Source organism: Streptomyces sp. WELS2 (assembly GCF_013870595.1).
Taxonomy (GTDB): domain Bacteria; phylum Actinomycetota; class Actinomycetes; order Streptomycetales; family Streptomycetaceae; genus Streptomyces.
The window spans coordinates 1-3,407 of sequence record NZ_JACBWZ010000684.1; the positions used below are offsets into that span (position 1 = coordinate 1).

Consider the following 3,407-nt stretch of genomic DNA (forward strand, 5'->3'; position numbering starts at 1 on the left):
CGTGGTCGGCGAGGACGCGCGGGCGGCGCTGGAGTTCCTCGACGGGGTCTCCTACGAGCAGTGGCTGCCCCGATTCCTGGAGCAGGCGCAGTCGCTCGCGGGCCCCCGCCCCTCCGGCCCCCGGTAGACCGACGGCGGCGGGACCGGGCCACCCGGTCCCGCCGCCGTCACGCGGGTTTCAGCCGTGCACGCGGATCGACCGCGACGGGCACAGGTCCGCGGCCCGCACCACCTGCTCGCGCAGCTCCTCGGCCGGCTCCTCGTTCACCAGGGTGACCAGGCCGTCGGCGTCCTGGTCGAACACCTCGGGGCTCAGCAGCGCGCACTGGCCGGAGCCCACGCACCGGTCGCGTTCGGCGAAGACACGCATCAGGGGTGCTCCGTTCGCGTCGGCCGTCACCAGGTGACGGGGAGTTCGTAGACGCCGTAGACCATGGCGTCGTCCTTGAACCGCAGCTCCTCCGGCTCGGCCGCCAGCCGCAGGCCGGGGACGCGGCGCAGCAGCGTGCCGTAGACCGCCTCCAGCTCCACCCGGGCGAGGTTGGCGCCGATGCACTGGTGGACGCCGTAGCCGAAGGCCAGGTGGGCGCGGGCTTCTGCGCGGTGGATGTCGAGGGTGCCCGGGTCCGGGAAGACCGACTCGTCGTGGTTGGCCGCGTTGTTCAGGGCGAGGATGCCCTCGCCCGCGCGGATGGTGACGTCACCGACCTCGATGTCCGCCACCGCGACCCGGGCGGTGCCGGAGTCGGAGATGGAGAAGACGCGCAGCAACTCCTCCACCGCGTTCGGCAGCAGGGCCGGATCCTCCCGCAACTCGGCCATTTGCTCCGGGTGTCGCAGCAACGCCAGCACCCCGAGGGCGATCATGTTGGCGGTGGTCTCGTGGCCGCCGACCAGCATCAGCCGGGCCATCGTCACCACATCGGTGTGGTCGGCGACCCGCTCGGTGCGGTTCTTCTCCAGGAAGCGGCTGATGAGGTCGTCGCCCGGCTCGTTCTCCTTCAGGGTGACGAGCCGGTCGAGGTACGTGTCCAGGGCCTGCACGGCCGCCCCGTACTCCTGCGGGCTCAGGTCGTGGTTCATCAGCGCGGCCGACCACTCCTCGAACCGGGCGTGGTCCTCGTAGGGCACGCCGAGCAGTTCGCAGATCACCAGGGACGGCACCGGCAGGGCGAGGGCGGTGACCAGGTCGACGGGGCCGCCCGCGGCCAGCATCGCGTCCACGTGCTCGTCCACGATCTGCTGGATCCGGGGGCGCAGTTCCCGCACCCGCCGGGCCGTGAACTCCGGTATCAGCATGCGCCGGTGGGCGGTGTGCTCCGGCGGGTCCATGTTCAGCATCATCAGCCGGATGTGCGCCAGCAGTTCCTCGGGGATGTGGAACTGGTGCGGATAGCCCGGCAGTTTGAGGTTGGAGCTGGCCCGGCTGTCGCCCAGCACCTGCCGGACGTGCTCGTGCCGCGTGACCAGCCAGGCCGGCTTGCCGTTCACTTTCAGGGCGGCGCGGGAGACGGGGGCGTCGGCGCGCAGCCCGGCGTACTCGGGCGGCTCGGCGAACGGACAGGTGCGCCGCAGGGGGAATCGCACCGGCGGTGCTTCCGCCTCGGGTACGGCGTCGGCGGACTGGGTCATGGCTGCCTTTCGGACGTCGGTGACGGCAGGAGGGGGGCGGGGCGGTGGGGCGTCACCAGGTGACGGGCAGCTCGTACAGGCCGTAGACGATCGCGTCGTCCTTGAACCGCAGTTCCTCCACCGGGGTGGCCAGGCGCAGCGACGGGATCCGGTCGAGCAGCGTCGAGTAGACGACCTCCAGCTCCATGCGGGCCAGGTTCTGGCCGACGCACTGGTGGACGCCGTAGCCGAACGCCAGCTGGCTGCGGGCCTCGCGGCGCACGTCCAGGCGGTCGGGGTCGGGGAAGACACGGGCGTCGTGGTTGGCCGCGTTGTTCAGCGGCAGGATGCCCTCGCCGGCCCGGATGGTGACCCCGCCCAGCTCGATGTCCTCCAGGGCGACGCGCGCGGTGCCCGCGTCGGAGATGGAGAAGAACCGCAGCAGCTCCTCCACCGCGCGGGGCATCAGCTCCGGCTCCGCGCGGACGGCGGCCAGCTGGTCCGGGTGCTCCAGCAGGGCCAGCACGCCGAGCGCGATCATGTTGGCGGTCGTCTCGTGCCCGGTGACCAGCATCAGCTTGGACATGCTGACGATGTCGGAGTGTTCCACGGCGGGCGTCTGCCGGTTGAACTCGATCAGACGGCTGATCATGTCGTCGCCCGGCTCGCTCTCCTTGGCGGTGACCAGCCCGTCCACGTACCGGTCCAGCTCGTAGTGGGCGCGGCCGCGGTCCTCCTCGCTGATGTCGTGGTTCATGATGGCCCACGCCCACTCCTCGAAGCGGCCGTGGTCCTCGTAGGGCACGCCGAGCAGTTCGCAGATCACCAGGGAGGGCACCGGCAGGGCGAGGGCGGTGACCAGGTCGACCGGACCGTCCGCGCCCTTCTCCAGCATGTGGTCGATCTGCTGGTCCACGATCTGCTGCACCCGGCCGCGCAGCTCGCGCATCCGCCGCACACTGAACTCCGGTGCGAGCATGCGCCGTTGGACGGTGTGGTCCGGCGGATCCAGGGACAGGAAGGTCAGCGGCACCGACTGGAGGATCTCCTCCGGCACCGGCACCTGGAGGGGGTAACCGGGCAGCTTCAGGTTCGCGCTGACCCGCTCGTCGCCCAGCAGCCTCTTGTACAGGTCGTGCCGGGTGACCAGCCAGGCGGGCTTGCCGTTGACCTTCAGCCGGGCCCGGGAGACGGGAGCGGTCTCGCGCAGCTCGGCGTAGGCGGCCGGCGGGCTGAAGGGACAGGCCCGCCGCATCGGGAAGTCCGGCGGCGCGGCCTGGTCGGCCGGTTCGGCAGGTGCAGTCATCAGGTCCTCTTCGCACGAAAGGGAGCGGGACGCGCCGGCGACGGATGCTCCGGGCTCGGCGCCGTGCGGCGCTGTCGGCCGTCCCTGGCACGCTAGGCAGCCACCACGGCGGGACCCAACCCCTAGCCGCCCCTAGGGAACAGGCCCCTCCCGGGTGCGGCCGGCGGGCGTACGGACCGGCTCCGTCCTCATCCTCGCGGCAAAGACCCCCGCCTCGCTCAACTGCGGCCGAGCAACCCGGCGTCGAGGATGGTCCCGCCGAGACTCCAGCCTCCGTCGGCGACTTCCTCGAGGATCACCAGTGTGTTCGGGCGGGCCCGTTCTCCGTAGACGCCGGCGAAGGCGTCGGTGACGGCGTCCTGGAGCCTCTTCCTGGACGCGTCGGTGAGCGTGCCGGCGGGGACCTTGAGGTTGGCGTAGGGCATGAGGTGTTCCTTCCCGATGGGTGGGGGCAGGCCGGGCGCCGTCCCGGCAGCGGCGCCGGTGCGGC

4 protein-coding genes are annotated in these 3,407 nt (G+C 71.7%); all 4 read right to left on the reverse strand.

Features of this window, described 5'->3' with window-relative positions; translation table 11 throughout:
- Positions 1-178 precede the first annotated feature (178 nt).
- Positions 179-370, reverse strand: coding sequence for a ferredoxin (locus H5J33_RS28085; RefSeq protein ID WP_181797635.1), 192 nt, complete (start codon positions 368-370; stop codon positions 179-181).
- A gap of 26 nt (positions 371-396) precedes the next feature.
- Positions 397-1,632, reverse strand: a complete 1,236-nt coding sequence (locus H5J33_RS28090) for a cytochrome P450 (protein ID WP_181797636.1) — start codon at positions 1,630-1,632, stop codon at positions 397-399.
- 52 nt (positions 1,633-1,684) lie between these two features.
- Entirely contained in the window at positions 1,685-2,917 is a 1,233-nt protein-coding gene (locus H5J33_RS28095) for a cytochrome P450 (RefSeq protein WP_181797637.1), read from the reverse strand.
- A gap of 218 nt (positions 2,918-3,135) precedes the next feature.
- Positions 3,136-3,407, reverse strand: a 272-nt coding sequence (locus tag H5J33_RS28100; protein WP_309485508.1) for a tautomerase family protein, incomplete at its 5' end; no start/stop codon positions are given.